General features: G+C 68.3%; 22 protein-coding genes. 9 read left to right on the top strand and 13 right to left on the bottom strand.

All coding sequences use genetic code 11. The features are described 5' to 3' along the window. Nucleotides 1-54: 54 nt before the first annotated feature. Nucleotides 55-300 carry a hypothetical protein gene (locus NSQ78_RS12650; protein ID WP_005416739.1) on the bottom strand — a complete coding sequence of 82 codons (246 nt, stop codon included), beginning with the start codon at nucleotides 298-300 and terminating at the stop codon, nucleotides 55-57. A 460-nt stretch (nucleotides 301-760) separates the two neighbouring features. Between NSQ78_RS12650 and NSQ78_RS12645 the strand changes: the two genes are divergently transcribed. Further along, a complete protein-coding gene (locus NSQ78_RS12645) occupies nucleotides 761-3112 on the top strand; it encodes a GH92 family glycosyl hydrolase (RefSeq protein WP_064238669.1) in 2352 nt (783 codons plus the stop codon). A 75-nt stretch (nucleotides 3113-3187) separates the two neighbouring features. On the opposite strand, the gene NSQ78_RS12640 is transcribed toward NSQ78_RS12645, so the two are convergent. Then, the gene (locus NSQ78_RS12640) at nucleotides 3188-4567 is read right to left on the bottom strand and encodes a sensor histidine kinase (protein ID WP_064238668.1); all 1380 of its coding nucleotides are present in this window, start codon (nucleotides 4565-4567) and stop codon (nucleotides 3188-3190) included. Continuing rightward, nucleotides 4560-5234, bottom strand: a complete 675-nt coding sequence (locus NSQ78_RS12635; protein ID WP_032962610.1) for a response regulator — start codon at nucleotides 5232-5234, stop codon at nucleotides 4560-4562. The genes NSQ78_RS12640 and NSQ78_RS12635 overlap by 8 nt, the downstream gene beginning before the upstream one ends. Nucleotides 5235-5296: 62 nt before the next feature. On the opposite strand from NSQ78_RS12635, the gene NSQ78_RS12630 reads away from it, so the two are divergent. The 3 genes from NSQ78_RS12630 to NSQ78_RS12620 are packed head-to-tail and all read left to right on the top strand — an operon-like array spanning nucleotide 5297 to nucleotide 10787. Next, a complete protein-coding gene (locus tag NSQ78_RS12630) occupies nucleotides 5297-6544 on the top strand; it encodes a TolC family protein (protein ID WP_064238667.1) in 1248 nt (415 codons plus the stop codon). After that, nucleotides 6541-7713: an efflux RND transporter periplasmic adaptor subunit gene (locus NSQ78_RS12625; protein WP_064238666.1), complete on the top strand. Its 1173-nt coding sequence runs from the start codon at nucleotides 6541-6543 to the stop codon at nucleotides 7711-7713. The genes NSQ78_RS12630 and NSQ78_RS12625 overlap by 4 nt, the downstream gene beginning before the upstream one ends. Then, nucleotides 7710-10787 (top strand): CusA/CzcA family heavy metal efflux RND transporter, encoded by a 3078-nt coding sequence (locus NSQ78_RS12620; protein WP_064238665.1) that lies wholly within the window; start codon nucleotides 7710-7712, stop codon nucleotides 10785-10787. The genes NSQ78_RS12625 and NSQ78_RS12620 overlap by 4 nt, the downstream gene beginning before the upstream one ends. 121 nt (nucleotides 10788-10908) lie before the next feature. Here NSQ78_RS12620 and NSQ78_RS12615 read toward each other — a convergent pair whose 3' ends face one another. Then, entirely contained in the window at nucleotides 10909-11652 is a 744-nt protein-coding gene (locus NSQ78_RS12615; protein ID WP_064239655.1) for an SDR family oxidoreductase, read from the bottom strand. 106 nt (nucleotides 11653-11758) lie between these two features. Here NSQ78_RS12615 and NSQ78_RS12610 point away from each other — a divergent pair, with 106 nt between their 5' ends. Further along, the gene (locus NSQ78_RS12610) at nucleotides 11759-12688 is read left to right on the top strand and encodes a LysR family transcriptional regulator (protein WP_339206295.1); all 930 of its coding nucleotides are present in this window, start codon (nucleotides 11759-11761) and stop codon (nucleotides 12686-12688) included. Between the two features lie 58 nt (nucleotides 12689-12746). On the opposite strand, the gene NSQ78_RS12605 is transcribed toward NSQ78_RS12610, so the two are convergent. The 8 genes from NSQ78_RS12605 to dkgB form a co-directional block, all read right to left on the bottom strand. After that, nucleotides 12747-14114, bottom strand: a complete 1368-nt coding sequence (locus tag NSQ78_RS12605) for a heavy metal sensor histidine kinase (RefSeq protein ID WP_064238663.1) — start codon at nucleotides 14112-14114, stop codon at nucleotides 12747-12749. Then, complete coding sequence (locus NSQ78_RS12600) at nucleotides 14111-14809, bottom strand: heavy metal response regulator transcription factor (RefSeq protein ID WP_149901803.1); 699 nt, start codon at nucleotides 14807-14809, stop codon at nucleotides 14111-14113. Before NSQ78_RS12600 ends, NSQ78_RS12605 begins: the two co-directional genes overlap by 4 nt. Nucleotides 14810-14854: 45 nt before the next feature. Further along, a complete protein-coding gene (gene copD, locus NSQ78_RS12595; RefSeq protein WP_064238661.1) occupies nucleotides 14855-15739 on the bottom strand; it encodes a copper homeostasis membrane protein CopD in 885 nt (294 codons plus the stop codon). Nucleotides 15740-15749: 10 nt separating this feature from the next. Further along, complete coding sequence (copC, locus tag NSQ78_RS12590; protein ID WP_064238660.1) at nucleotides 15750-16127, bottom strand: copper homeostasis periplasmic binding protein CopC; 378 nt, start codon at nucleotides 16125-16127, stop codon at nucleotides 15750-15752. A 127-nt stretch (nucleotides 16128-16254) separates the two neighbouring features. After that, complete coding sequence (locus NSQ78_RS12585; protein WP_057493375.1) at nucleotides 16255-16578, bottom strand: hypothetical protein; 324 nt, start codon at nucleotides 16576-16578, stop codon at nucleotides 16255-16257. Then, complete coding sequence (locus tag NSQ78_RS12580) at nucleotides 16575-17513, bottom strand: cyclase family protein (RefSeq protein WP_143025127.1); 939 nt, start codon at nucleotides 17511-17513, stop codon at nucleotides 16575-16577. Before NSQ78_RS12580 ends, NSQ78_RS12585 begins: the two co-directional genes overlap by 4 nt. A 19-nt stretch (nucleotides 17514-17532) precedes the next feature. Then, entirely contained in the window at nucleotides 17533-18480 is a 948-nt protein-coding gene (locus NSQ78_RS12575) for a TIGR03571 family LLM class oxidoreductase (RefSeq protein ID WP_064238659.1), read from the bottom strand. 11 nt (nucleotides 18481-18491) lie between these two features. Continuing rightward, the gene (gene dkgB, locus NSQ78_RS12570; RefSeq protein WP_339206287.1) at nucleotides 18492-19295 is read right to left on the bottom strand and encodes a 2,5-didehydrogluconate reductase DkgB; all 804 of its coding nucleotides are present in this window, start codon (nucleotides 19293-19295) and stop codon (nucleotides 18492-18494) included. A gap of 118 nt (nucleotides 19296-19413) precedes the next feature. Here dkgB and NSQ78_RS12565 point away from each other — a divergent pair, with 118 nt between their 5' ends. Continuing rightward, a complete protein-coding gene (locus tag NSQ78_RS12565; protein WP_339206284.1) occupies nucleotides 19414-20316 on the top strand; it encodes a LysR substrate-binding domain-containing protein in 903 nt (300 codons plus the stop codon). Nucleotides 20317-20670: 354 nt separating this feature from the next. Here the strand turns inward: NSQ78_RS12565 and NSQ78_RS12560 are convergent, their stop codons facing one another. Next, on the bottom strand, nucleotides 20671-21144 hold the full coding sequence (locus NSQ78_RS12560; protein ID WP_064238656.1) for a MerC domain-containing protein: 474 nt from the start codon (nucleotides 21142-21144) through the stop codon (nucleotides 20671-20673). A 32-nt stretch (nucleotides 21145-21176) separates the two neighbouring features. On the opposite strand from NSQ78_RS12560, the gene NSQ78_RS12555 reads away from it, so the two are divergent. The 3 genes from NSQ78_RS12555 to NSQ78_RS12545 are packed head-to-tail and all read left to right on the top strand — an operon-like array spanning nucleotide 21177 to nucleotide 23648. Further along, nucleotides 21177-21710 (top strand): DUF2796 domain-containing protein, encoded by a 534-nt coding sequence (locus NSQ78_RS12555; protein WP_064238655.1) that lies wholly within the window; start codon nucleotides 21177-21179, stop codon nucleotides 21708-21710. Then, nucleotides 21707-22402: an ATP-binding cassette domain-containing protein gene (locus NSQ78_RS12550; RefSeq protein WP_064238654.1), complete on the top strand. Its 696-nt coding sequence runs from the start codon at nucleotides 21707-21709 to the stop codon at nucleotides 22400-22402. Before NSQ78_RS12555 ends, NSQ78_RS12550 begins: the two co-directional genes overlap by 4 nt. Next, nucleotides 22395-23648, top strand: a complete 1254-nt coding sequence (locus NSQ78_RS12545; protein ID WP_064238653.1) for an ABC transporter permease — start codon at nucleotides 22395-22397, stop codon at nucleotides 23646-23648. Before NSQ78_RS12550 ends, NSQ78_RS12545 begins: the two co-directional genes overlap by 8 nt. The last annotated feature ends 2 nt before the right edge of the window (nucleotides 23649-23650 follow it).

The raw sequence follows: 23650 nt of genomic DNA, 5'->3' as shown, positions 1-23650 counted from the left end.
GCAATCGCTGCGTGCGGTGCGCACGGCGCCGAGCAGGCTCGGCTGCAGGACGGCCTAGTGATAGGTCACCTTTTCCGCTTCCGCACGCAGCTTCTGCAGCAACGACCGGCCATGCTGGCTCAGCATGACCATCGCATTGGCGATCTCTTTGGCGTTGTAGCCCATCGGCGCGGGAGGTTTCGGCTCGGGGCCGTACTGCTCGCCGATGAGGATGGCCATGCCTTCGGCACTGTTGAGGGCATGTTCGATGCGCTGGAACAGCGACTCCATGGCCGGGCTGAGCGGACGCGTGTGTTTCATGCGGAAACTCCTTGGGTGCGAGGGCCACCGCAAGGGTGGCGGGCGATGCGTGCTTGGAACTCCCGGAAGGAACAGAGAAAACCGGAGGGCCTGACGGCCACACGCAGCGCCCGCCGCAGGTACGACGAGCTATCTCTGTCCTTCTTTTCGGGGGTTCCAATCCCGGCAGCGGTATGTCCGCTGCGGCGCCATCCTGGGCAGATCGAGGCGCTGCGTACCAATTGATGGTTCGTCTCGCTTTCTCCCGCTCCGAAGGCGCGGTCTTTCAGAAGTGCATGTGTGGACATCCATTGCCGTATTGGCACCGATCGGGAAGCGGGAGACCGGAAGGCTATGAGGCGGATCGTCGTCCGGCCATGCAATTACGTGCAAATCATCGTGCCGGTTCCGGCGGCCGCACTGCAGCATGCGACAGGGCCGGGCCGATGCTAGGATCGGACCACCACCTGAATCGATCCAAATGCCGATGCCCACGCTGGACCGTCGTCTCCTGATCGCTGTCGCCGCCACGGCGATGTTCGCTTCCGGCTTGGCCGGTGCGGCCCCAGCCAGAACCGTCGCCGACAAGGCATACGCCTCGGTCGACCCGTTCATCGGCACCGGCGGAGAAGGCCATACCTACCCGGGGGCGACGGTGCCGTTCGGCATGGTCCAGCTCAGCCCGGACACGCGCATCCAGCCGCGCGAAAAGGCCTATGGGTGGGCAGCGGGCTATCGCTATGACGACAGCAGCATCGTCGGTTTCTCGCACACGCATTTTTCCGGCACCGGTCATTCGGACCTGGGCGACATCCTGCTGATGCCGTTCACCGGCAACCCCGGGCTGGAGCGGGGTGATCCGGAGAAGCCGCGCAGCGGTTACGCCTCACGGTTCCGCCACGCTGACGAGAAGGCCGAGCCGGGCTACTACGCGGTCACCCTGGACGACTACAAGGTGCGCGCCGAGCTGACCACCAGTACCCGCGTGGGCGTGCATCGCTATGCCTTCCCCAAGGGCACCGACGCCAAGGTGCTGCTGGACATGCGTACCAGCATGTACGACTACCCGGGCAAGGTGCTGTGGTCGCGGGTGCGGGTGCGCGCCGATGGCACCGTGACCGGCTTCCGCGAAACCCGTGGCTGGGCAACGGGCCGCCAGCTGTATTTCGCGATGCGTTTCTCGCGGTCGCTGGCCGGGCATGAGCTGCACAACACCGAGCAGGACATCGTCTACAAGGGCTTCCCGCCGCCGGGCGAGAAGGACCCGGCCCAGCGCGCCCAGATCGAAGGCCGGCAGCTGGTCGGCACCTTCAACTTCGGCAAGCTGGACGCGCCGCTGGTGGTGAAGGTAGCCATCTCGCCGGTCAGTGAGGCCGGTGCCATCGCCAACCTCGACGCAGAAGTGGCAGACTTCGATTTCGACCGGGTGCGTGCGCAGGCGAAGCAGGACTGGACGCAGGCGCTGTCGGTACTCGATATCGATGCCCCCGAGCATGCGCGGCGCAGTGCCTATACCGCGCTGTACCACACGATGCTGGGGCCGACGCTGTTCATGGACGCCGATGGCCAGTACCGCGGTTCGGACAACGCGGTGCACAAGGCCGACGGTTTCACGCACTATTCGACGTTCTCGCTGTGGGACACGTACCGCGCGCTGCACCCGCTGCTGACGCTGGTGCAGCCGGAGAAGCGCAACAGCGACTTCGTCAATTCGATGCTGGCGCATCATGAGCACAGTCCCTACGGCATGCTCCCGGTGTGGTCGTTCCATGGCCTGGAAGACTGGTGCATGATCGGCTACCACGCCGTGCCGGTGATCGCCGATGCCTACGTGAAGGGCATTCGTGGCTTCGACGCCGACAAGGCGCTGAAGGCAATGGTCGAGACCGCCAATTACGGCCCGTACGACGGCATCGCGCAGTACCGTGAGCTGGGCTATGTGCCGATCGACGAGGAAGGCGAAGCGGCCAGCAAGACGCTGGAGTACGCCTTTGATGACTGGACCATCGCACGCATGGCGCAGGCGATGGGCAAGGCCGATATCGCGGCCACCTTCGACAAACGCGCGGGTAACTGGCGCAACGCGTTCGACAAGGACACCGGCTTCATGCGCGCGCGCAAGCGCGATGGCAGCTTCCGTACGCCGTTCGACCCCAGCGCCAGCGGCTACGGCACCGACTACACCGAGGGCAACGCCTGGCAGTACTCGTGGTACGTGCCGCAGGACGTCGCCGGGCTGGCGGCGGCGCACGGGGGAAGCGACAAACTGCTCGCGCGCCTGGACGAGGTGTTCAACGCCAAGGTGGATCCATCGATCTTCGAGCACATGGAAGACATCACCGGCCTGATCGGCTGGTATGCGCACGGCAACGAGCCGAGCCACCACGTGGCCTACCTGTATTCGTATGCGGGCCAACCGTGGCGCACCCAGGCGCGGTTGAAGCAGATCATGGACACCCAGTATGCCGACCGTCCCGATGGCCTGGCCGGCAACGATGACGTCGGCCAGATGTCGGCCTGGTACGTGTTCACCGCGCTGGGCTTCTACCCGGTGGCGCCGGGCTCGGGCGAGTACATCCTGGGCCGTCCGTTCCTGCCCAGGACCGCGATGCGTCTGCCGAACGGCAAGACGTTCACCATCGTGGCCGAGGGCCTGGATGACAAGCACACGTACGTTGGCAGCGTGAGCCTCAACGGCAAGCCGCTGCAGCGCACCTTCCTGCGTCATGATGAGATCCTCGCCGGTGGCGAGCTGCACTTCCGCATGCAGGCCGAGCCGAACAAGGACTGGCCGGGAGAGGGCGCGCAGGCGCCGTATTCCATGAGCCGATGACGCGGAGCGGCGCCGCATTGCCGCGGTCATTGCCCCGCACCTGGTAGGTGCCAACCTTGGTTGGCACGCAGGACGTCAACGCGAACGGAACCGCACCCCCACCCGCGCGCCACCGAGCGGCGCCGTTTCGATCTTCAACATCGCGCCATGCCGCTGCGCGATCTCGGCCACGATCGCCAGCCCCAGCCCACAGCCGTCGCCCTCGCTGCTGGCCCGGTAGAAGCGTTCCGTGACGCGCGCGCGCTCGTCCTCGGCGATACCGGCGCCGTCGTCGTCCACCCACACCTGCACGCCGTCGGTCTCCTGCCGAACGCCGAGGGTGATCACACCGGGCGCCGCGCCGTAGCGCAGCGCGTTGTCCAGCAGGTTGCCCAGCGCCTCGCGCAGCAGCTGCGGATCACCTTGCACCTGCACACCGTCGTCGGGTCCGTCGTAACCCAGGTCCACGTCGGCCGCCAACGCACGGTCGGCGTAGCGCTCGACCACGCCCCGCGCCAGCGCGGCCAGGTCCAGCGGCTGCAGCGGCAGTACGCTGCCATGGGGATCCTCCGAACGGCTGAGCATCAGCAGTTGGTTGACCAGGTGCTGCAGCCGCGCCAGCCCGGCCAGCGTGCCGGACAGCGCCAGCTGCTGGGCCTGCGGATCCTGTTGCCGCAATGAACTCTCCAGCTCCACCTGCATCGCCGCCAGCGGCGTGCGCAGCTGGTGCGCGGCGTTGCTGACGAAGCGCCGTTGCGCGGCCTGCATGGCGTCCAGTCGCTGCAGCAGGGCGTTGTAGGCCTCCACCGCCGGCCACAGTTCGCGCGGCGCCTCCTGCGCCGGCTCCAGTGGCGCCAGCGGGTCGGGGCGTGGGCTGGCCAACCGCCGCGCCACCTGGTTGGCGTGGCGTGCAGCCGCGCCGGTACCGGACCAGGCCAGCCACGCAGCCAGCGCCAGGATCGCGGCCTGGAACGGGATGCTGGTCAGCAGCAGCTTGCGCTCCAGGCGATGGCGCTTGCGCAGCGTCTCGGCCACGCGCAGGCGGATATCGTGGCCCGGCCCGGCGCTGACCACGACTTCGACCATGCGCACCGGCTGCCCACGCAGGCGCGCGTCGTAGTAGACGGCATCGTCGCCGCCGGCAGCGATCGCGGGGCGGGGCAGCGCTTCGGGCAGGTCGCCATACAGGCGCCCGCCCGCGGCGTCGACCACTTCGCCATGCACTTCGTCAGCGGTATCCCAGGTGAACATGCGCGACACCGCAGGCGTGATCTCGATCGAGGCACGCCCGTCCTGCACCTTCACCAGCTCGGACAACGACATCGCCGAGTCCAGCAGCCAGCGGTCATAGACCTGGCCGGCGTAGAAGCGGGCCAGCGCGAATGAACCGACCGCGCTGCACAGCAGCAACACCAGCAAGGGCAGCCACAGGCGACGCAGCAGCAGGCCCCGCAGGCTGTGCACGCGCTCAGTCACCCCCGGCCTCCAGCCGATACCCCAGGCCACGCAACATGCGGATGCCGACGCCGGCGCGTGCCTGCTCCAGCTTGCGGCGCAGGCGGCTGACATGCACTTCGATCACCGACAGGTTGGCCTCGTGGTCCCAGCTGTACAGCGCGTCGAACAGGCGCTGCTTGGTGACGGTGCGGCCGGGATGCTGCATCAATGCCTCGACCAGCGACAGCTCGCGCGCGGTCAGTTCGATGCGCTGGCCTTCCACCTGCACTTCATTGCGGATGCTGTCGAAGCACAACCGGCCCAGCCGCTTCTGTGCCGGTGCGTCGCTGCGGCGGCGTGACAGCGCACGCAGGCGCGCCTCCAGCTCACCGAGTGCAAATGGCTTGGCCAGGTAATCGTCACCACCCCGGTCGAGGCCGAGGATGCGGTCCTCCACACCGTCGCGCGCGGTCAGGATCAGCACCGGCAGGGTGACGCCGTCATTGCGCAGGCGCGAGAGCAGGTCGAGGCCGTCGACATCGGGCAATGAAAGGTCGAGCACCATCACGTCATACGGCGCGCTGGCCAGTGCAGCCGGCGCGTGCAGGCCGCGCGAAAGGTGGTCGCACAGATGGCCGGCGCCCTGCAGGGCGCGGATCAGTCCATCGGCCAGAGCGGCGTCGTCTTCGATCAGCAGGATTCGCATTGCAAGCTTCGTGCAAGGTTGGGGCAAGTTTGGCGCAAGTGCGTCACCTTACCGTGACGCGCATGAATTTCTCCCCTCGTCTTGCGGCCGCGCTGGCCGCTCTCCTGTGCGCACCCGTGGCTTCAGCGTTGTCGCTGGCGGATGCGCAGCGCGCCATGGAAGCGCACAACCCGGACCTGCGCGCGATGGCATTGGAACTGCGTGGGGCGCAGGGCGATGCGCAGACCGCCGCGTTGCGGCCAGCGGCCGAGCTGTCCATCGGCAGCAGCAAGATCAGCCCGACGCACGGCATCGGCCCGGGGCGCTGGCAGGACAAGCGGATGGACAGCACGCTGGGCCTGGGTTTCACCTGGGAACGCGGCGGCAAGCGTGCGCTGCGCATCCGCCAGGCTGACGCGTTGCTGCAGGTGGCCGGGCTGGAGATGCTCGACACGCGACGCCGCCAGCAGGTGGCGCTGCATGAAGCCTATTTCGGACTGAAGGGCGCACAGGAGCGGGTGCGGATCGCCGAGGCCAACCGGCAGAACTCGACCGAGCAGCTGGCCGCCGCTGACAAGCAGGTCGCCACCGGGGCGATGGCACCGGTGGATCGTGCGCGACTGGCGGTGGACGACCTCGCCGTGGCCGATGCGGCGCGCGAGGCCGCGCTGGACCTGCGCGACGCGCGGCACGCATTGGCCCTGCTGCTTGGCCGTGACGACAGCCATGACCTCAGCGCCGATGATCCATGGCCCGATCCAGGCAACATCGCCGATACACGCGCGTTCGACCCGCAGCAGCGCGCCGACCTGCGCGCGGCACGCTCACGCCTGGTCGCCGCCGACGCTGGCGTGGCCCTGGCGCGCAGCGAGCGCCACCGCGACATCCAGCTGGGGGTGGAGGCCGAACGCGAGCCGACCGACATCAGTGGTGTCACCTGGGGCGTATCGCTGACGATTCCGCTCGGCGGCCCGTCACGTGCACGCGGCGCGATCCAGCGCGCCGAAGCCGAGCGTGACAGTGCGGCGCTGGAACTGCAGGTACTGCAGCGCGAGGCGCGCGCCGAACTGGACCAGCTGCAGGCCAGCGCGCGGTCGGCCGCGCAGCGTCGCAGCGACTACGAAGGGCTGCAGTCCGATGCCGCACGCAAGGCGGTGCAGGGCATCGAACTGGCTTACCGCCGCGGCGCCGCCAGCCTGACCGATCTGCTTGACGCGCGCCGCAGCTGGCGCGAGTTCGAAGCCGCGTTGATCGAGGCGCGTGCCGACCATGCCATTGCCCTGGCGCGCTGGGAAGCGGCCACATCCGTTGCAGAAGGAGAGTCTCGATGAAGTTCACCGCCGCTTGCCGCCCGCAGGCGCGACATGCCGTGCTGCCCGCCTTGCTGGCGCTGGCCCTGCTGGGCGGCTGCGGCCGCGAACCGGCGTCGTACACCGAGGACGCGCCACAGGTCAGCGCCGGCCAGATCCAGTTTCCCGCCAGCAGCCGCCAGCTGGATGTACTGCGCAGCGAGGCGGTGACCGCCGTCGCCAGCGCCAACCTGCAGCTGCCGGGCCGGGTGGTCTGGGACGAGACCCGCTCCAGTGCGCTGCGCACCCCACTGGCAGGGCAGGTCGCGCGCATCGAGGCGCAGCCGGGGCAGATGGTGAAGGCAGGCCAGGTGATCGCCTGGATCACCTCGCCCGAATTCGGCCAGGCCCAGGCTGATGGTGTGCGTGGTCGCGCGCAGCTGCAGCAGGCCCGCAGGGAACTGGACCGCACCAGCGAGCTGCACGCAGCGGGTGTGGCGTCCGGCCGTGAACTGGACGAAGCCGAGGCCAACTTCGCCGCCAGCCAGGCCGATCACGCGCGCGCGACCGCCTTCGCCAAGGCGTATGGCAATGGCCAGCACGTGGACCAGCGCCTGCCGCTGCGCACGCCGATCGATGGCGTGCTGGTGGAGCGGCGGATGAGCCCGGGCATGGCGGTCAGCCCCGACAGCGAGCAGCCGCTGGCGGTGATCGGCGATCCGGACCGCCTGTGGCTGCTGCTGGATGTTCCCGAGCGCCTGGCCGGACGCCTGAAGGCGGGCATGCAGGTGAGCGTGCCCGGCGCCGATGGCCAACCGTTGCAGGCGACCCTGCAGCACGTGGATGACTTCGTCGACAGCGAGCGCCGCGTGGTGCAGGCGCGCGCCGAGCTGGACAACCGTGCACGCGGTTTCAAGGCGGGCCAGTACGTGCGTGCGCAGGTGGCAGTGCCGGCCGAGGGCGGTGTCTCGCTGCCCGATGCTGCGGTGCTGCTGATCGACGGCAAGCAGGTGGTGTTCGTGGAGGAGGCCAAGGGCCGCTTCGCGCGCCACGCCGTGCATGCCGAGGAACTGGGCGATGGCCGCCTGTGGGTGCGCGAGGGCCTGGCCCAGGGCGCCAGGGTGGTGGTTGAAGGCGGGCTGCTGCTGCAGCAGCTGGTGGACAGCGCGCCGGCCGCTGCCAGCACCGGCACGAGGCACGCTGCGCCATGATCGATCGCCTGATTGCGTACTGCCTGCGCCAGCCATTGATGGTGATGCTGGCACTGCTGCTGTTCATCGGCGCGGGTATCGCCGCGTTCCGCGTGCTGCCGGTGGAAGCCTTTCCGGATGTGTCCGACACCCAGGTGACGGTGGTATCGCTGCATCCGGGCCGCGCCGCCGAAGAGGTGGAACGCGAGGTGACGATGCCGCTGGAAGTGGCGCTGTCCGGCCTCCCGCATTCGGTGCGGGTGTTCTCGCATACGCAGTTCGGCCTGTCGATGATCATCCTGACCTTCGACGACAAGGCCGATGACTACTTCGCGCGCCAGCAGGTGCTGGAGCGCCTGCAGGGGGTGGAGCTGCCGGAAGGGGTGACGCCGGAACTGGAGGCGATGAGTTCGGCGGTGGGTGAGATCTACCGGTACGTGCTGAAAGGCCCGCACATGACGCCGACCCAGCTGCGCACCGTGCAGGAATGGACGATGGAGCGCAGCCTGCGCACCGTGCCGGGCGTGGCCGATGTGATCAGCTTCGGCGGCTTCGCGCGGACCTTCCAGGTCAAGCCGGACCTGGACAAGCTGCGTGACCGCGGCATCAGCCTGGGTGAATTCGCCGAGGCGCTGGAGAAGGGCAGCTCGAACGCCGGCGGCGGCTACGTGGAACGCGGCCAGCAGCAGTTCCTGATCCGCGGCGTGGGCCTGATGCGTTCGCCGGCCGACATCGGCAACGTGGTGGTGGCGCAGCGCGGGGGCACGCCGATCCTGGTGCGCGACCTGGCCAGCGTCGCCGACACCGGCCTGCCCCGGCAGGGCCTGGTCGGCCAGGACGACAACGACGATGCGGTGTTCGGCATGGTGCTGATGCGCAAGGGCGAGAATCCCTCCGACGTGCTCGACGCGCTGCATGCGCGCATCGCCGAGATCGAGGCGAACCAGCTGCCGGCCGGGGTCAGCATCGAGCCGTTCTATGACCGCTCGTGGCTGGTCTCGACCACGCTGAAAACCGTCTTCAGCAACCTGCTGGAAGGCGGGGTGCTGGTGTTCCTGGTGCTGTGGCTGTTCCTGTACAACGCCCGTGCCGCGCTGATCGTGGCGGCGATGATGCCGCTGGCGCTGCTGTCGACCTTCCTCGGCCTGCATCTGTGGGGCGTGCCGGCCAACCTGCTGTCCCTGGGTGCGATGGACTTCGGCATCATCATCGACGGTGCGGTGATCGTGACCGAGCACATCGTCTCGCGATTGTCGAAGCTGCCACCCACGGCCGACCGGAAGACACGGTTCTCGACCATTCTCTCGGCAGCGTCGGAAGTGGGCCGGCCGACGTTCTTCTCGATGCTGATCATCATCGCCGCGCATATCCCGATCTTCACCCTGCAGCGCCAGGAAGGCCGCATGTTCGCGCCGATGGCGTACTCGGTGACCTCGGCATTGATCGGTGCGTTGATCCTGGCGCTGACCGTGGTGCCGCTGTTCTGCTACTGGTGGCTGCGGCGCGACCGCATGCGCGACGGCAATCCGCTGATGGACCGCCTGACCGGCTGGTACCGGCCGGTCCTGGAGCGCGCACTGGCCCGCCCGCGTGCAGTGGTCCTGACCGCGGTTGCGCTGCTGGTCGGCACGCTGGCACTGGGCACGCGGCTGGGTTCGGAGTTCCTGCCCGAGCTGGACGAAGGGTCGATCTGGCTGACCGCCACGCTCGACCCAAGCACCAGCCTGGCCGAGGCGCAGCAGCAGTCGCGGCGCATCCGTGAGCTGGTCGGCACCTTCCCGCAGGTATCGACGGTGGTGGCCAAGCTGGGGCGCCCGGAAGACGGTTCCGATGCCAAGGGCGCCAACCAGATCGAGGCGCTGGTGGCCTTGAAGCCGGAAAAGGAGTGGCCGAAGGGCGTGGACAAGCGGCAGCTGGTCAGTGATCTGCAGCGTACGCTGGAGCAGCGCATTCCGGGCCCTGAGTTCTCGATCTCGCAGCCGGTGCGCGACAACATCCTGGAGAGCATCTCGCAGATCAAGGGCCAGGTGGTGATCAAGGTCAGCGGTTCCGACCTGGACGTGCTGAACCAGCAGGCGCAGGCGATCCTCGGCCAGGTGCGTAGCGTGGAGGGCGTGGAGAGCGCCTTCATCGACCGCGACGGCTCATTGCCGCAACTGCAGATCGAGATCGATCGCGACCGCGCCGCGCGCTACGGCCTGAACGTGCGCGACATCGACGAGGTGATCGAGACCGCACTGGGCGGGCGCCAGGTCGGCGAACTGTGGGAAGGTGACCGCAGGTTCCCGATCACGCTGCGCCTGGACGACGCCGACCGCGACCTGCAGCGGTTGCGCACGGTGCCGGTCGGCATCGGCGATGGCCACACGGTGACGCTGTCCGACGTGGCCGACTTCCGCATGGCCAGCGGCGCGATCAACATCTCGCGCGAGAACGCGCAGCGGGTGAAGGCGGTGAGCATCTTCATTGCCGGGCGTGACATGGGCAGCGTGGTGGCTGACATGCGCAAGCGCGTGGAGGCCAGCGTACAGTTGCCGGAGGGCTACCAGCTGGAGTGGTCGGGCGAGTTCGAGAACCAGCAGCGGGCGATGAAGCGGCTGGGCTGGGTGATTCCGTTGTCGGTGCTGATCATCTTCGTGCTGCTGTTCGATGCCTTCAAGGACATCAGCAGCGCCGCGCTGATCCTGGCCAACGTGCCACTGGCGATGATCGGCGGCATCCTGGCCCTGTGGCTGACCGGCATCCCGCTGTCAGTGTCGGCGGCGATCGGCTTCATTGCATTGTTCGGGCAAGCAGTGCTGAACGGCGTGGTGATGCTCAGTCGCTTCGCCCAGCTGCGCGAGCAGGGCATGGACCTGCTGCAATCAGTGGTGCAGGGTTCGCTGCAGCGCCTGCGCACGGTGCTGATGACCGCGCTGCTGGCGATGTTCGGCCTGCTGCCGATGGCGACCTCGCACGCGATCGGTGCCGAAACCCAGAAGCCGCTGGCGGTGGTGGTGATCGGTGGCCTGCTGTCGGCGATGCTGCTGACCCTGCTGGTGCTGCCCACGTTGTACTACTGGGTGCATCGCCGCCGCGAGGCACGTATCGCCTGACCCTGCTGTAGAGCCGAGCCCACGCTCGGCTCTACAGGGGCTTCGCGTCCTGCGTGGATTCGATCAACCGCCACGTGTTCCCAGGTAGATCCACGCCAGGCGTGGATGCCGCTCGCGCGATCTACACCATCCCGCCGTTGGCGCGCAGCACCTGGCCGTTGATCCATCCGCCATCGGCACCCGCCAGGAACCCCACCGCACCGGCGATGTCGTCCGGCGTACCCAGCCGCTCCAGGGGGTTCATCTTCGCCAGCCGCTCGATCAGCTCCGGCGACTTGCCGTCCAGGAACAGATCGGTGGCGGTCGGGCCCGGCGCCACTGCGTTCACGGTGATGTTGCGCCCGCGCAGCTCCTTGCTCAGGATCGCGCCCATCGTCTCCACCGCCGCCTTGCTGGCCGCATACACGCTGTAGTTCTCCAGCCTGATGCCAACCACGCTGGTGGACAGGGTGATCAGCCGACCACCGTCGCGCACCCGTCGCGCGCTTTCGCGCAGCACGTTGAAGGCGCCCTTGAGGTTGATGCCGATCACCCGATCGAACAGGGCGTCGTCGCAGTCGGCCAGTGGGGCCAGCTGCAGCACCCCCGCGCTGTTGACCACCACGTCGATGCCGCCGAAGCGGGCTTCAATGGCATCGAACAGCTGCCGCACCGCCTGCGGATCGGACACATCGGCCTGCAGCGCGACGGCCTGCGCGCCGGCGGCGTTCAGTTCTGCCGCCAAGGCCTCGGCGTCGTCGCGGCGACCCGCATAGTTGATCGCGACCGCGTGGCCATCGGCGGCGAGCCGACGCGAGATGGCGGCACCGATGCCACGCGATCCGCCGGTGACCAGGGCGACAGAGCGGGCGGGGGAGAAGGTCATGGTGGCTTCCACGGGGACGCGCCGGAGCGACGCAGGACCATCTTCGCGCCATTGCGCGTTCGGATAATCCTGCATAATCCGCCAACATCATCCGGATAGCCGAACAATGGACCGCTTCACGGCCATGCGCGCCTTCGTCCGTATCGTCGAGCGCCGCAGCTTCACCCGCGCCTCCGAGGACCTCGGGCTGCCGCGCGCCACGGTGACCGACGCGATCAAGGCGCTGGAACAGCGGCTGGGCGTGCGCCTGCTGCACCGGACCACGCGGCTGGTGGTGCCGACGCTGGAAGGCGAAGCCTTCTACGGGCGATGCCTGCGCCTGATCGCCGACATGGACGATGCCGAGGCGGCGTTCCGGGATGCGCCGCCACGCGGCCCGTTGCGTATCGAAGTGCATGGCACGTTGGGCCGGCACCTGCTGTTCCCGCATCTGCCGGAATTCCTGCAGCGCTACCCGGAGATCGAACTGGAGGTCAGCGAAGGCGACCGCTATGTCGACCTGCTGCGCGAAGGCGTGGATGCGGCGCTGCGGGTGGGGACGCTGGCCGACAGCGATCTGGCGGCGCGCCGGTTGACGATGCTGCGGGAGGTCACGGTGGCCGCGCCAGGTTACCTGCAGGACAAGGGTGTGCCCGGCAGCATCGCGTCCCTGCGGGACGGCCATGAAATGGTCGGCTATCGCTCCAGCGCCACCGGCCAGCTGATTCCCCTGGAGTTCCAGCAGGCCGGGCAGGTGCACTACGTGCCGCTGCCTGCACGGGTGCGTGTCTCCGGTGCGGATGCGTTCCTCGGCGCCGCGCTGGCGGGCCTGGGCATCATCCAGGCGCCGCGCTACCGGATGGACCCGTACATCGCGCGCGGGCAGCTGGTCGAGCTGTTGCCGGAGGCGCCGCCGACGCCAAGCCCGTTGAGCCTGGTCTACCCGCGCAACCGCACGCCGTCGCCGCGCTTGCGGGTCTTCATCGACTGGGTGGCCGGGGTGTTCGAGCAGAGCAGGGTTGTACCAGCGGCCTACAACACTGGCTGTGTAGGGTAGTGTAGGCCGCTGGTACAACTGCAATGCGCTTGATGCACCGGGTGTAGGCCCAGCGGCACTACCGGGCGGCAGCGTTCGGCAACACCAGCTCGAATACGGTGCCGGTCTCATCCGAGGCAACACGCACGCTGCCGCCATGCGCCTGTGCAATCGCGCGGGTGATCGCCAGGCCCAGCCCCGCACCTTCGTGGCGGCCACGCTCGCCGCGGTAGAAACGATCGAACAGGCGCGGCAGCGCTTCGGCGGAAATCGGGGTGCCGACGTTGTGCACGCTGGCCCTGCACACGCCATCGGCCTCGGCCAGCCGCACCCGCACCTCGCTGCCGGCAGCGGCGTGCTTCAAGGCGTTGGACAGCAGGTTGGCAATCGCACGGTGCAGCATCAAGCGGTTGCCTTCCACGCTCGCCACACCTTCGCGGCGCAGGATCAACTGCCGGTCCTCGGCCAGCGGCTCGTAGAACTCCAGCAGCGAATCCACCACCGCGTGAAGCGCCACCGGCTCGCGCGACGGCAGCGCGCCGGGCGCCTCGGCCTGTGCCAGGTACAGCAGGTCGCCCACGGTCTGCGCCAGCTGCTGCAGTTCCTCGGCACACGACGCCAGCGTCTCACGGTAGGCCTCGTTGCTGCGCGGGTGCGCCAGCACCACCTGCACCTGGGTGAGCATATTGGTGATGGGCGTGCGCAGCTCGTGGGCCAGGTCACCGGAGAACTCGGTCAGCCGCGCGAAGTCCTGCTGCAGGCGTGCCAGCATGCCGTTGAGGGTCTGCGCAAGCTGTTCCAGTTCGGCCGGTGCACTGTGCGCGCTCAGGCGGCGCTGCAGCCGACCAGCGGTGATCTGCCGGGCCTCATCGGCCAATGTGCGCAGCGGCCGCAGCGTACGCCGCACCACAAAACCGCCGAGCAGACTGCTGGCCACGGCGGCGCCGATGATGGCGATCGCCAGCAGATGGCGGAAGCGCTGCAGGAAATCGGCATGGCGGTCGTCATCGATGGCCAGCAGGGTCACCAGCTGGCTGCCGTCGGCCAGGGCCTGGCGCAGGTGCAGGGCATGCATGCAGCGGCCATCGGCGAGGATCCAGTCGTGCCGCCGTGGCGTGCTGTCGATGGGCTGGCTGCGGGCATGCTCGCGCAGCAGTGCCGGTGCCGTGGAGAACAGCACGGTGCCGGGGCCGTCGACGATGTGGAACGCGATATCGGGATGATGGCCGAGCGCCTCTGCCAACCGCGGTCCGCGTGTGGCGGCAGGCCCATTGTCAGCAAGGTCGCGGATCAACGCGAGCTTGTTTTCCAGCTCGATGAAATCCTGGGCCACCAGGTCGTGGCGGGCGCTGACATAGATCGCCACGCCCAATGCGGCCAGCACCAGCGTGGCGACGGTGGCGAACAGCAGCGTCAGCCGTACCGCGATGGAACGACGCAGGTTCATCTGCTGTGTACTGCACCGTAGTCCGGCGCCTCCAGCACATAGCCCATGCCGCGCACGGTGACGATCAGCTTGGCGTCGAAGTCATCGTCGATCTTCGCGCGCAGGCGGCGGATCGCCACGTCGATCACATTGGTGTCGCTGTCGAAGTTCATGTCCCACACCTGCGAGGCGATCAGTGAGCGCGGCAGCACTTCGCCCTGGCGACGCGCCAGCAGCTCCAGCAGGGTGTATTCCTTCTGGCTGAGGGCGATGCGCTGGCCGCCGCGTTCGACCCGGCGGCGCAGGGTGTCCACCACCAGGTCGGCGATGACGATGCGCTCGGCCTGCGGCTGTGCCTGGCCGCGACGCAGCAGGGTGCGAACCCGCGCCAGCAGCTCGGCGAAGGCGAACGGCTTGGCCAGGTAGTCGTCGGCGCCCAGTTCCAGGCCCTGCACGCGGTCGGCGATGCTGCTGCGCGCACTCAGGAACAGCACCGGCACCTGCCATCCGGCGGCGCGCAGCTGCGACAGCACGTTCCATCCGTCCAGGCCGGGCAGCATTACATCGAGAATGACCAGCTGGTACTCGCCACTGCCGGCCAGGTGCAGCCCGTCGATGCCGTTGCAGGCGAGATCGACCACGTAGCCGGCCTCGATCAGGCCCTGGCGCAGGTAGTTGCCGGTCTTGGGTTCGTCTTCGACGATCAGCAGTTTCATGATGCGCCCATCATCGCAGCTTGCACGTGGGCGGGGTGCACCACCTCACGCCAGCGGGTCCAGCGTACCCAGCACCGCCACGCACGCCAGCACCAGCAGCGCCAAGGCCGACTCGCAGGCCAGGCTGTGGCGCAGGGAGCGCAGTGGCCGCGGTTGCCAGCCGTCGCGGAGGGAGGTGGCCAAGGCCGGCACCAGCCGCCAGCGGTGCAGCGCCGCCAACCCCAGCATGCCGCCCACCAGGGCCAGCTTGAACAGCAGCCAGCGCCCATGTGCGGTACCGGTCAGGGTCTGCACGGAACCACCGAGATCGACATAGGTATAGGTGCCGGTCATCGCCAGAGTGGCGACGATGACCGTGCCGGGCAGCGCGAAGCTGTGGGCGGCCTGCCACAGCGCATGGGTGCGTTCGCGCAGGTGCAGGCCTTGTGGACGCAGCGCCCGTTGCAGAATGGCGGTGATCGCGCCGACCCAGGCACCGGCGGCCAGCAGGTGCACGGTGCCGGCCAGCAGCCGCAGCGTGCCACCGAACCCATCGCCCGCAGCGGCGTGGCCGTTCCAGGACAGGCTGGCGAGGGCCATTCCGGACAACGCGAGCAGCGCCACGCGGCGCGGGCCCTGCAGCGGCGTGGCGAATGCCAGCAGGGGCAGCATCGTCAGCACCGCCACGGTACGCAGCAGGCCGGCTCTGCCTACCGGCGTACCGGTGAGGAACCAGTGCGCCGTTGCAGGGTCGATGTCGGCCGGCGCGATGCCGAGGACACCGGACAAGCGGGTGATGGCATCGGTGACCACCACGGCCAACGCGATCAGGGCGAGCGCCAGCGAGACGCCGCGCGGCAGCCCCGGACGGACGAACAGCAGCCGCCCGAACAGCAGCATCAGCACCAGGTACAGCGCCAGCCGCAGCGCATACGGCGAGAGCTCGGCCACGTCGGCAGCCTTACTTCACGGTGAAACGGTACGTGCCGGTGATCGGGTGGCTGTCCTGGCCGACCGCGCGCCATTGCAGTGCGTAGCTGCCGGCCGGCAAGGGCCTGGCGAAGCGCGCACGGAGGGTATGGCCGTCTTCTGAGAGCTCCTGCGTGGTCGTGGGCGTGGCCATCTTCATGCGGCCATGGTCCATGCTCAGTTCGATGCGGGTGGCACGCGGCATCACCTTCTCGCTGAACTGCAGCTCGATCTGGCTGGCCGGGGCCACGGTCGCGTCGGCGGCCGGCGTCGAGCGCACCAGGCTGGGATGGGCCAGCGCCAGCGGCGCAACCGCGAGGCCGGTCAGCAGGACAACAAGGACGGTGGAGCGGAGCAGGGAGCGGGCCATGCGTGGGACACCTGTGGAAGACGTGGCCCACAGGGTGGAGGGCAGCGCCTTTCGCTGCCCTGACCCTTACATTACCGATCTGTAATGTTCGGCTCACCAACAAGGTAGTGCCGGCCGCTGGCCGGCATCACAGCGCGTGCAGCGGCCCTTGCATGCGATGGAAACTGCCATCGGTGGCGGTGAACCAGGCCAGCGAACGACCGCCGACGAAGTCATCGACATGCACGACCGTTGCGCCATCGGCTTCCTGCCACGAAATGGCATAGACCCCTTCGCTGATCTGCTGCCACTCGCAGGCGGCTTCGCCCTGCGCACCGGCATAGGCGCCGGAGACGATGGCGTACTGCACGTGGCGGCCATCGGCGCTGTAGACGTTGTCGGCGGCCAGGCCGTCATAGCGGACGCGGAAGCGACGGCCGGCGAACAACGGCAGGGCGGAGGCGGCGCTCATCGGATCGCCACCGGGTTGATGTTGACCTGGGTCGAGCCGACGTACAGCGGCTGGCCGAGCACGAACAGGAATTCCCAGGCCTTGTCTCGCACCAGCGCACGGCTGTCGATCAGCTCCAGGTTGTAGATGCCGCGCTTGGCCAGCATGTACTGGTTGATCGGGAACTCCTCGGCACCGTGCGGGTTCGGGTAGACCTCCGAGGCCCAGGTGTCGCCACCGAAGGCGACGATGCCCTGGTCGGCCAGCCACTTCGCGGCCTCCATGCCGATACCCGGTTCCACTTCCAGGAACTGTTTGTCGTCCTTTCCGATCAGTTCCAGCCAGCCGGTGTTGAACAGCACCACGTCGCCCTTGCGCAGGCTCAGTCCCTGCTTCTTCAGCACGGCCTGGATGTCGGCCACGGTGAACTCGGTGCCGCCGGGCACGATTGCCTTGCCGTAGTACGCGGTCATGTCCAGCACGACGCCGCGGGTGACCATCGGCGGCACCTTCTCGACGCCGAGCTTGCGCACGCCGTCGACGGTGACGAAGTCGGCGGCCTTGTTGCCGTTGTAGTAGACGTTGTCGATGCCGATATGGCCGATGCCATTGAGCTGGGTGCCGACGCCGGTCCAGGCATTCACCAGTTCATCGTTGAAGGTGAACCTGTTGGGGCCCAGCGACCTGCCGGCCTGCTGGCCGACCTGCACGTTGTACAGGCGGAAGCTGCGGTGGCGGAACGCGGGCAGGTTCTTGTCCACCGGCACCGCCAGCGGATAGGTCTTGCCGGTCCTGACCAGCGAGACCGCGCGCTTGACCACGTCCGCGGTCAGCAGGTTGGCCGCGCCGATCTCATCGTTGGCACCATAGGCAGAGGGATACCAGTCCTCGGCGGTGGCCTGGAAAGACAGCGGCAGGGTGGCCAGCGCAAGCGCGGCCAGGGTCTTCATCTTCATGGCAAAGCTCCGGTAACGGTCAGGCCGCCGCGGCGGCGCCGGCATGGGCCGGGAAGTGCGGCAGCACGTACTCGGCGATTTCGTGGAAGGTCTCGGCCAACGGCCGTTCGTTGCGGCGGAACTGCAGGCCGATGTGGTCGACACCGGCGGCCTGCAGGGCATTCAGTTCGGACAGCAGGGCGTTGCGGCCGCCGCGCAGCCCAAAGCGCCAGCGCTGGAGCGGAGCATCAGCATCGGCGAGCAGGTCCAGGTGGATGAAGCTGGCATAGGGCTTGTTGCCGGCCACGGCGCGCCAGGCCGCCACGCGTTGCGCATGGTCCTGCGGCGTGCCCGGGTAGGCCAGGCAACCGTCCATGTGCTGACCGATCCACGCCGGTTGCTGCTGGGCCAGGCCGGCCACGAACAACGGCAGGGCCGGGCCATCCGCGGGCAACACATCCAGGCCCTGCGGCAGGTTCGCGGCGGCGCCTTCGCGCAGCAGTGCGATCTGCTCGCGGAAGCGGCTGCCACGCGTGTCGAAGTCGCGGCCAAACAGCGGGTACTCCACCGGGCGGTCGCCACTGGCCACGCCCAGCAGCAGGCGGTCACCACTCAGCCGTTGCACGCTGCGCGCCGACTTCAGGGTCAGCAACGGCTCACGGATCGGCAGCACCACCGCACCGGTGCCCAGCAGGATGTCATTGGTGATGCCGGCCAGGTAGCCGAGGTAACTGAATACCTCGAACACCTGTGCCGCATCGCCGAAGGCCGGGTCGTACACCGGCACGTCGCGTACCCACAGCGCACGGAAGCCGAGGCGGTCGGCCAACCGTGCCAGTTCCGCATGGCGCTGCAGGTCCGGTTCGCCGGGCCGGCGTCGCGCGGCGCGTCGTGCCTGCTCGCCCAGTGGCGTCCAGTCATTGTCCAGCGGTGCTTCGATGCCGATGCTGAAACCACCGGCCTGCAGCCGCGCCAACGCACTGCCCATGGCGAGGCTCCTCAGTCCCAGGCCGGGGCCAGGCCCGGCGGATCGACTTCGCGGCCGTTGCGCTCAAGCGCGGCGATCGCGGCCATGTCGTCGGCATCCAGGCGCAGGTCCTGGGCGAGCAGGTTGCTGGCCAGGTTCTCGCGCTTGGTCGAGGACGGGATGACCGAGTAACCCAGTTGCAGCGCCCACGCCAGCGCGACCTGGGCCACGGTGGCCTGGTGCTTGTCGGCGATGGCGGCCAGCACCGGATCCTTCAGCACCTTGCCGTAGGCCAGGGTCATGTAGGAAGTGATGGTGATGCCCTGGTCCTGGAGGAAGGCGGTCAGAGCAGGGTTCTGCAGGTAGGGGCTCAGTTCGATCTGGTTGGTGGCGATCTCGCCGGCGCCGACCACCTCGATGGCCTGCCGGGTCAGCGCAATGTTGAAGTTGGACACACCGATCTGGCGGGTCAGGCCCAGGCGCTTGGCTTCGGCCAGCGCGGTCATGTACTCGCGCAGTTCAACGCCATTGCCCGGCGCCGGCCAGTGGATCAGCAGCAGGTCGACGTAGTCGGTGCGCAGCTTGGCCAGGCTGTCGCGCAGGCTCGGGATCAGCTTGTCGGCGGCGTAGTTGTCGACCCAGATCTTGGTGGTCAGGAACAGCGGGTCGCGCGGAACGCCGGATTCGGCGATGGCCTGGCCGACCTCGGCTTCGTTGCCGTAGATCTGCGCCGTGTCGATGGCACGGTAGCCGACGTCGAGGGCGTTGCGCACCGAGTCGATGACGGTCTGGCCGGTCAGGCGGAAAGTGCCGACGCCAAAGGAAGGAACGCTCATGATGGACTCCAGGGACTTGGTTGAGAGCCGGCGGGCTCGTGACAGGGCGAAGTGTGGGCGCTTTACATTTGTTGATTAAGCCGTGTATACGGGAAATGCTTTTGCAGCGAGGTAAATAATGAAAACCACCCTGGATGAGCTGAAGGTCTTCGTGGCGGTGGTCGATGGCGGCTCGATCACGGCGGCGGCCGAGGCGCTGGAGCTGACCATCTCGGCCACCAGCCGCACCCTGGCGCGGCTGGAAGACAAGCTGCAGACCACCCTGCTGCGGCGGACCACGCGGCGGCTGGAACTGACTGAAGAGGGCGCGGCGTTCCTGGAGTACGCGCGCACGATCCTGGCCACGGTGGACGAGGCCGAGGAACAGATGGCGGCGCGGCGGCTGCAGCCGGTCGGGCGCCTGCGCGTGGACGCGGCCACGCCGTTCATGCTGCACGTGATCGTGCCGCTGCTGGAGGGCTTCCGCGAGCGCTACCAGCAGGTGGAGCTGGAGCTGAACTCCAACGAGGGCATCACCGACCTGATCGAAAAGCGCACCGACGTGGCGTTCCGCATCGGCGTGCTGCGCGATTCCACCCTGCATGCGCGGCCGATCGGCCACAGCCGCATCCGCGTCGTCGCCAGTCCCGAGTACCTGCGACGGCATGGCACGCCGACACGCGTGGAGCAGCTGCGCAAGCACGATCTGCTGGGTTTTACCCAGCCCAGTTCATTGAACGAGTGGCCGCTGCACGATGCCGATGGCGGGCCTTTCGTGATCGAGCCGGCGATCGCTTCATCCAGTGGCGAGACGCTGCGGCAGATGGCGGTGGCCGGGCTTGGCATTGCCTGCCTCTCGGACTTCCTGACCCGCCAGGACCGGCGCGAGGGCCTACTGGTGCAGCTGCTCGGCAAACAGACGCAGGACGTGCGGCAGCCGATCAATGCGGTGTACTACCGCAACACCGCGCTGGCCGCACGCATCACCTGTTTCGTCGACCACGTGACGCAGACGCTGGGGCAGCGCCCGTTCGACGAATAAGGGACGGTAGAGCCGGCCGCTGTGTAACACCTGTTGCGTGGCCCATGCATGGATTGGTAGAGCCGGCCGCTGGTACTGGCGGGACCCCGGGGTTGTTACCAGCGGCCGGCACTACCCACGCGTATCAGCTGTTGGGCGGCCCATGCACGGAGGGGTAGAGTCGGCCGCTGGTAAGCTGGCGGAACCTCGCAGCTGTACCAGCGGCAGGCACTACCGACTGCGTATCACCTGTTGGGTAGCCCATGCACGGAGGGTAGAGGCCGCTGGTAAGGCTGGCGGGACCTCGAAGCTGTACCAGCGGCGGCCGGCACTACCGACTGCGTATCGGCTGTTGGGTGCGGCCGCTGGCCGGCGTTATCGCTTGTGCAGCGTGCGCCGGTTCGCGATGTGCGCGCATGCCAGCAGCGCACCGCCCATGGCCGTCGCTACGCCGTGCCAGAGCAGCGATTCCCTCAGCGGCAGGGACAGCGTGGCCGACAGCAGCAGGAGGGCGCCGATGCACGCCCACCACAGGGGCTGCCAGCGTCCATGCCGGCGCACCCCGGCGGTCGTACTGGCCAGGGCCAGCGACGAGGCCAGCAGCGCGAACAGCCATTCCCAGCGCGACATCACCAGCAGCAACGTCATCGCCCCGTGGCCGGGGTGCTGGAACGAGCGCAGCGCCATCATTGCGGCCGGCACGAAGGCCAGCAGCAGCGGCAGGGCGATGCAGTGGGCGGCGCAGGCCAGCGACAGCCAGGCGCCGGCAAGATCGAAGCGGGGGTGCCAGCGTGCCGAAGTTGGCGACTGGGCCAAGGCCCTTGCGGGCGTCGTGGGGATGTGGTCCATAATGTTACATAGTAACAATTGGAGCCTTCCCCATGAAGCGTCTTGCTGTTCTTTCCCTGCTGCTGGCCGCCAGCGCCGCGCAGGCCCATGACGTCCGCCAGCTGGGGGCGCACGTGCACGGCCAGGCCACGGTCGATCTTGCGCTTGACCAGCAATCCCTGGACGTCAGCCTGCAGGCCCCCGGCATCGGCATCCTTGATTTCGAGCGCCCGCCGGCCAATGCGGCAGAGCAGGCCGCGCTGGCGCGAGCGACCGCGCTGCTGCAGCGTGGCGGCTGGGTGACCCTGCCGACCGCCGCAGGCTGTCGCCTTGCCGCCAACGATGCCAGGGCCGAGGGCTTCGACGCGACCGCCGTCGCGCCGCCGCCAGGACAGCACCGGCACGCGGGGTTCAACGCAACGCTGCAGTACCACTGTGCAAAGCCCGCCGAGTTGCGCGCCATCGTGGTGCGCCTGCCCGTGCTGTTCCCGGGCCTGCATGAAGTGATCGTCAACAGCGCCACTGCCCACGGCCAGAGCCGCAGCGTGCTGACCCCGGACAACCTGCGCGTGGTGCTGGCACCGTGAGCATGCGACCGGTGATCGCGCTGGAGGGCGTGCAGTTCGGCTACGGCGCGCGGCGGGTGCTGGATGTACCGCGGCTGTGGATCGAGCAGGGCAGCAGCGTGTTGCTGCGGGGAATCAGCGGTGGCGGCAAAAGCACCCTGCTGGGCCTGCTGGCCGGTGTGCTGCTGCCTGGAGAAGGCCGTGTCGAGGTGGCAGGCCACGCACTGCAGGCCATGCGCGGCGCGGCGCGGGATCGATTCCGCGCTGACCACCTGGGCGTGATCTTCCAGCAGTTCAACCTGCTGCCGTTCCTCAGCGTGCGCGACAACATTGCGCTGGGCCTGCGTTTCTCCCGCCTGCGCAGCGCGCGCATCAGCGGGCCGTTGAATGCCGAGATCGCGCGACTGCTGCAGGCCCTGCAGATGGACCCGGCGCTGATGCAGCGGCGCGCGGGTACGCTGAGTGTCGGCCAGCAGCAACGCGTGGCAGCGGCACGCGCGCTGATCGGTCGCCCGGCATTGCTGCTGGCCGATGAGCCGACCTCGGCGCTCGACCGGGAGGCGGCGACCGCCTTCCTGCAGCTGATGTCTGCGCAGTGCCAGGCGGCCGGCACCACGGTGCTGGTGGTCAGCCATGACGACAGCCTGCAGCCGTTGTTCGACCGCACGATTGCCTTGTCGGAGATCAACCAGGCGGGTGCCGGCCATGCTTGAGCTTGCCTGGGCCAGCCTGCGCAGCCGTGCGTTGAGCGTGGGCCTGACCGTGCTGGTCATCACCCTCAGCATGGTCCTGTTGCTGGGTGTCGAACGCGTACGCACGCAGGCGCACGAAGGTTTCGCCAGCACGGTGTCGGGCACCGATCTGATTGTCGGTGCGCGTTCGGGGCCGGTGAACCTGCTGCTGTACTCGGTGTTCCATATCGGCGACCCGACCAACAACGTGTCCTGGCAGTCCTACCAGGAGCTGTCCGTGCTGCCGCAGGTGAAGTGGTCAGTGCCGTTGTCGCTGGGCGATTCGTGGCGCGGTTACCGCGTGGTCGGTACCAGCGGTGGCTACTTCGAGCACTATCGCTACGGCGCAGGGCATGCGCTGGCGTTCGCAAACGGAAGGCGGTTCGATGATCTGTATGACGTGGTGATCGGTGCCGAGGTGGCGCAGGCACAGAAGGTCGGCCTGGGCGATGCGATCGTGCTGGCGCACGGCACCGGTGCGGTCACCCTGGCCACGCATGCCGACAAGCCGTTCCGTGTTGCCGGCATCCTGCAGCGCACCGGCACGCCGGTCGATTCGTCGCTGCTGGTCTCGCTGCCAGCCATTGAGGCGATCCATGTCGACTGGCGATCGGGCGTGCAGCTGCGCAGCCAGCGCGTCAGCGCCGAGCAGGCGCGCCACCTGGACCTGACCCCGACCAGCATCACCGCCTTCATGCTCGGCCTGAATTCGCGCATCGCCACATTCTCGGTCCAGCGCAGGATCAACGAGTATCCGGACGAGGCGATGCTGGCGATCCTGCCCGGCGTGACCCTGCAGCAGCTGTGGCAATCGCTGGGCACCGCCGAGCGTGCACTGCAGCTGATCAGCGCGATGGTGGTGCTGCTGGGCATGGTCTCGCTGGTGGCGCTGCTGGTCTCGACCCTGCAGGAGCGGCGGCGCGAGATGGCGATCCTGCGTGCCACCGGGGCGCGGCCGGGCTACATCGCCGGCCTGCTGGTGGTGGAAGCGGTGGCGACCAGTGCGCTGGCCTGTGTGCTGGCCCTGTCACTGCTGGTGGTCGCCAGCCTTGCAGGGCGCGGCTGGGTATTGGCCAACTTTGGCCTGTCGATCACCCATGTCTGGCCGGACGGCCGCGAGCTGGCCTGGGTGGCAGGCGTGCTGGCGATCAGTGCGGTCGCCGGGCTGGTGCCGGCATTGCTGGCCTACCGGCGCACGCTGGCCGATGGCCTGTCACCGGGAGGCTGAGC

This window comes from Stenotrophomonas sp. FSL W7-1447 (assembly GCF_037966425.1).
In the GTDB taxonomy this organism is placed as follows: Bacteria; Pseudomonadota; Gammaproteobacteria; order Xanthomonadales; family Xanthomonadaceae; genus Stenotrophomonas; species Stenotrophomonas pavanii.
The sequence above is the reverse complement of the archived record's forward strand: the minus strand, read 5'-3'. Positions and strand labels throughout refer to the sequence as shown.